Source organism: Vibrio ordalii ATCC 33509, assembly GCA_000257205.1.
GTDB classification, from domain to species: Bacteria; Pseudomonadota; Gammaproteobacteria; order Enterobacterales; family Vibrionaceae; genus Vibrio; species Vibrio ordalii.
In genome coordinates this window covers 1-4,826 of sequence record AEZC01000080.1, presented here as the reverse complement: position 1 = coordinate 4,826, position 4,826 = coordinate 1, and the positions used below count along the sequence as shown (strand labels likewise).

Annotated in this window: 4 protein-coding genes and 1 pseudogene; 3 read left to right on the top strand and 2 right to left on the bottom strand. The window is 43.2% G+C overall.

What is annotated here, in order from left to right; all coding sequences use genetic code 11:
- Together VOR_RS0105005 and VOR_RS19300 are read left to right on the top strand one after the other, a co-directional pair.
- Positions 1-830: GGDEF domain-containing response regulator (locus VOR_RS0105005; RefSeq protein ID WP_010318628.1), on the top strand; the 830-nt coding region annotated here is incomplete at its 5' end.
- Between the two features lie 199 nt (positions 831-1,029).
- Entirely contained in the window at positions 1,030-1,206 is a 177-nt protein-coding gene (locus VOR_RS19300) for a hypothetical protein (RefSeq protein WP_286118381.1), read from the top strand.
- 143 nt (positions 1,207-1,349) lie between these two features.
- Here the strand turns inward: VOR_RS19300 and VOR_RS17725 are convergent.
- Positions 1,350-1,933: pseudogene (locus tag VOR_RS17725) on the bottom strand (LysE family translocator).
- A gap of 105 nt (positions 1,934-2,038) precedes the next feature.
- Between VOR_RS17725 and VOR_RS0104990 the strand changes: the two are divergent.
- The gene (locus VOR_RS0104990; RefSeq protein ID WP_010318626.1) at positions 2,039-2,482 is read left to right on the top strand and encodes an Lrp/AsnC family transcriptional regulator; all 444 of its coding nucleotides are present in this window, start codon (positions 2,039-2,041) and stop codon (positions 2,480-2,482) included.
- A gap of 262 nt (positions 2,483-2,744) precedes the next feature.
- Here the strand turns inward: VOR_RS0104990 and VOR_RS0104985 are convergent, their stop codons facing one another.
- On the bottom strand, positions 2,745-4,700 hold the full coding sequence (locus tag VOR_RS0104985; RefSeq protein ID WP_010318625.1) for an LTA synthase family protein: 1,956 nt from the start codon (positions 4,698-4,700) through the stop codon (positions 2,745-2,747).
- Between the last annotated feature and the right edge of the window lie 126 nt (positions 4,701-4,826).

Below are 4,826 nucleotides of genomic sequence, written 5' to 3'. Positions count from 1 at the left end.
ATCAGATATTGATGGCGACATCTGGAACGCAAGCGATCAACGTTTGCAAAGAAAGTCAGCCCGACTTGGTGCTACTCGATGTCATCATGCCAGAAATGGATGGTTTACAAACCTGCCGCTTGATCAAAAATGACCCTACTATCGCTGATATACCTGTTATTTTTATTACCGGATTAACCGCCCAAGAAGACCAAGATGCATGCTGGGAAGCCGGCGGCGTTGATTTTCTAAAAAAACAATTTAATATCAATACATTAAAAAATAGAATCAAGGTTCATTTAACTCTAAAGTACCAAGCAGACCTACTGAGATCATTGGCATATTTAGACGGCCTTACTGGTCTTAATAATCGCCGCTATTTCGATCAACACTTAAAGTCTCACCTAGCACAAGCTTACCGAAAAAAACAGCCTCTCTCTTTATTGCTGATCGATATTGATTATTTTAAACAATACAACGACACATTTGGTCACCTTGAAGGTGATGATTGTTTAAAAAAAGTCGCCACTACTTTGCATCAATGCTGTCGAAGGCCAACCGACATCGCTGCACGGTATGGTGGTGAAGAATTCGCCATGATTCTTCCTGAGACGGACCAAGAAGGTATTTGGTACGTTGCTAACCTTGTTCAAGATGAGATCAAAACACTGTGTATAGACCATCCAGCGGCTGAAAACGGTTTTTTAACCATCAGTATTGGAGGCGCAGTCGACCTAGAAGGTTCCCATTCACCAGAGCAGTTAATTAAATTGGCTGACAACATGCTCTATCAAGCTAAAAGCACCGGACGAAACCAAACGAATATCACTAGTGAAAAGAGTACAGACTAGACTAACGTTGCGATTAAAAACCCCAACTTAAATGGTCTGCTCTTAAAAGACATTCCCGCGCTCAGTGATGGCGATATTGTCTGCTCGCGCCCCAAACGTGGTGAACACCTTTCAGTGCCCAAACCCGATTCACGAGTTGAAGTGAATGATTTGCTTCATCTGACCGGCGATAAAAAAAGCGTTAGAAAAAGCACGCTTGGTGATTGGTAAAGAGGTCGATGCATCACTTTCGACACGCGGCACGGAGCTGCGAGTACAGCGCTTAGTCGTCACCAACGAGATTGTGCTTGGTAAAAAGCTGCGTGAAAACAGTGGCGCCTCTGCATTGGCATACGCCACTGTCTATCCGTTAGTGATGTGCCTGCGCATACTCTGACCGCAAATATTGGCGTTAATTTTATCGGCAATATAGCGAACGGTTAACGTCAGGCTAACTAGACAAACAAAGTGGGTCGCTCAGTACCCACTTTCTTTTGCTGCGTTGATAATGCTCCCACACAGCAACGTCTCACCAAATCTCTACAGCATAGGAACAACGGACAGTAACAGCAACGCGCCCATCACACCGTTAAACCAGCGGACATAACTTGGGTGATTCATCCAATGGCTCAACTGTTTACCAGCCGCAGTCCAAACACTGACCGACGGAATGTTCACCAAAGCAAACACCAATGAAATCAGCATTAACTGCGCCCAGCTCGCACTTTGGTTAAATACACTCACCGCAGTCAGCGCCATCGACCAACCTTTGGGGTTGACCCACTGAAACAGTACAGCCGAAAAAATGACATCGGTTGATACTGCTTCTCTCCCTGCGAAGGATTACTCAACGCAATTTTTATCGCCAAATAGACCAAATAAATGGTGCAGGCAATTTGCAAGCCTTGTTGCAACATAGGATAACGATGGAATAAACCCGTTAACCCAACACCAACCAACAGCACCATAATGCTAAAACCAAACGTTACACCAAGCATGTGCGGAATAGTGCGCATAAAGCCCACATTTGCACCTGATGTCATCAGCATGATGTTGTTTGGACCCGGAGAAAAGGTCGAAACAAAAGCAAAAGCCACCAGTGGCCACCATTGTGTGTAATCCATCTTCTTTCTCTATTTAATAATGATGAACAAATAATAATGGTATCGGCTGGCAATATTATGCTTATATTGGTCAATATCACCAATATTGAGCAATAAAAAGCAGCCATGGACAGATTTTACGAAAGAATATTGCAAGAACTACAACTTGATGGGCGCGTCTCGAATGTCGAGCTGGCTGAACGTGTCGGCTTATCGCCCTCAGCCACGTTGCGTCGCGTGCAGGATCTCGAGCGTAAACAGATCATTAAAGGCTATCGAGCGGTCTTAAATAAAACCCAACTTGATGTCGGGTTTGTCGCTTATGTGGCGATTGGCTTAAACAGCCACACTAAAAAGGCACAACTCAGTTTCGAAGAACATGTGCGCTACGCCAAGGAGGTGGTCGAATGCCACAATATTACCGGGATGAACGAATATCTACTGCGCGTCGAAAGCAAAGATCTCAGCGCCTATAAACGTTTTCACGCTGATGTGCTTGGTGAGTGTTTAACCGTGAAATCGATCACCACCATGGTGGTCATGGATTCTCCTAAAGATGAACGACAATAAAGTATTGACCAGCATTTGTTACAGATCAGATACTGAGTGTATGGTTTTCATCGGTATTTCCTTTTTACTTACTCTCTAAACAAAAATAACGGGCGTAACTTAAGACTTCATTCCTTAGCAGCGATCTTTTCCGACACAGAAAACGATCAATCAATAAAAAATGCAAGCTTAGCGCTGAGCCTTGCCTGCATAATCGTAAGGATGGTTCTAGGCTTCAAACTAAAAAGGCGAGCATTTCGCCTTTTAGGTTATGAATATTGGATCAGTATGAATCGGAAGCAGTATAGTAGTTTTCTTTGAACGCTAAACTTCCCCACATCGCATTAGCATGGGCACGTTTAACCACTTCTGGATCCAACTCTTTTTCTGTCAAAGTATCTGATTTAAAATCATATTGATAAGTCGAAATACCTTGCTCTGGTCGGATTACAACCAGTTGGTTGTCTGCCGTCATGTAACCATAGTTCTTATCTCGTTGCATCATTACACGCTGCTTATCGGCAGGGACCTCATGAGTTAAATCGTGCCCGATCATCGGATTTTGGCTGCTGATACCGGCCAAGGAAAGCAGTGTGGGCGCAAGGTCAATTTGGCTAACGAGGCGATCATCAAGTCGGTGCTCAATGCCACCACCAAAAATCACCGCAGGAATTCTGAAATAATCAACTGGAACGGGCTGGTTACCCTGAGTTCTGGCATCATGATCCGCGACAGCAACGAATACAGTATTATCCCAATAAGGTGATTTTTTCGCTTTCTCAATGAATTCTCCAAGCGCATAGTCTGCATATTTCACTGCATTTTCAACTGTCTGCTTTGGCTCATTATACGGTTCAATCACATTATCAGGATATTCAAATGGGCTGTGATTCGATGAGCTAAAAACTAGGCTAAAGAACGGCTTACCTTCACGACTCATCTTGGTAAATTGCTCATCTGCCTTATTGTAGAGATCTTGATCCGACGCGCCCCAAGAACCAACATATTTAGGAGACTCAAAAGTTGGGAAGTCTTGCATATCGACAAAACCGTTGCCCAAGAAGAAACTCTTCATATTGTCAAAGTGGCTTTCACCACCGTAGATAAATTGTGTGTGGTAATTTCGAGACTTTAATAAATCAGCAATTGAAAAGAAGTTTGTTTGGCTTTTACCTAACTTGACTACTGAACGTGCTGGAGTCGGAGAAAAACCAGTAGTCATAGCTTCAATACCACGAACGGAACGTGTCCCAGTTGCGTAGAAACGGGTGAATGCCCATCCCTCATCAATCAATTTATCGATATTGGGTGACGTATCAATACCACCAAGACGGCTAACATAACGTGCTCCGTGGCTTTCAAGCAGTAGGATTACAATATTTTTAGGTTGACCTTGATAGGTGGCTTGGTGCGTGGCCATGCTAGGTTGCTGTAAGGAAACAAAATCTTTGTTGTCGACATTCATGGACGCACGAATTTCTTGGACGACCTCCTGCTTATCCATTTTCGGGTAAAACTCGAAAGCACTCGCTTCAGATTTCATCTGTTTGGCAGCAAAAATCGCTGAAAATGAGGAATTTAGCGTTAAATCATTAACCAAAGGATCGCTAGAAAAAGCCACCATCGCCGGATTTAACGGACGATGACCCAGTGAAGAACGCGCTCCCAAAACACCAATAGCCACCACACAAATAGCAATCACTGGACGCCAGTACCATTTAGGAAAACTTAAGTTCGAAACAAGCTGCTTACTCCATTTCCAACCAACAAAAAGCGTGAATGCGGAAACCACACCACCAAGGAAAAGTTCAAATTTATAGCCACTCCAAAGCATGCTAAATACTTCTTTGGGATAAATAAGGTATTCAACAAATATTCGATTTGGTCGCAGGTCATATTCGGTAATAAATGACGGCGTTGCTGCTTCCATGTAAACAATCAACCATAAACCACCGGTGATCCAAACGCGTAAAAGCCAATGCCAGCAACGACCGACAGCGTGATCTCCAGATAATAGGCTAGACAACAACGCTGGCAAAATGAGCAAGTAGCAAAGAGACACAATGTCAACTCGCAAGCCACTTAAGAAAATGGCCAGCCACCCATTGGCATCACTCACCCGGTCAAAATGCCAGATAGCAAGCCCCAAACGAGAAATAAAAAAGATAGCAATCCCCGCAAGGAAAACAGCAAAAATCGGATAAAGAGGCCCGAGGTAAGACTTGATTTTATTGAGCATAAATTTCAACGACTCTTAAGGTTAAAAGCATCATGAGATAGTAGATTAAGGCATGAATAAAAATAAATTCCATCCTATTGGGAAGTATTATAAATAACTTTATTTTAATTTTAATGCACTAAGTTT

Coding starts and splice junctions, on each gene's coding strand:
- VOR_RS0104990 (WP_010318626.1), top strand. CDS start 2,039: ATGGACAGATTTTACGAAAGAATATTGCAAGAACTACAACTTGATGGG.
- VOR_RS0104985 (WP_010318625.1), bottom strand. CDS start 4,700: ATGCTCAATAAAATCAAGTCTTACCTCGGGCCTCTTTATCCGATTTTT.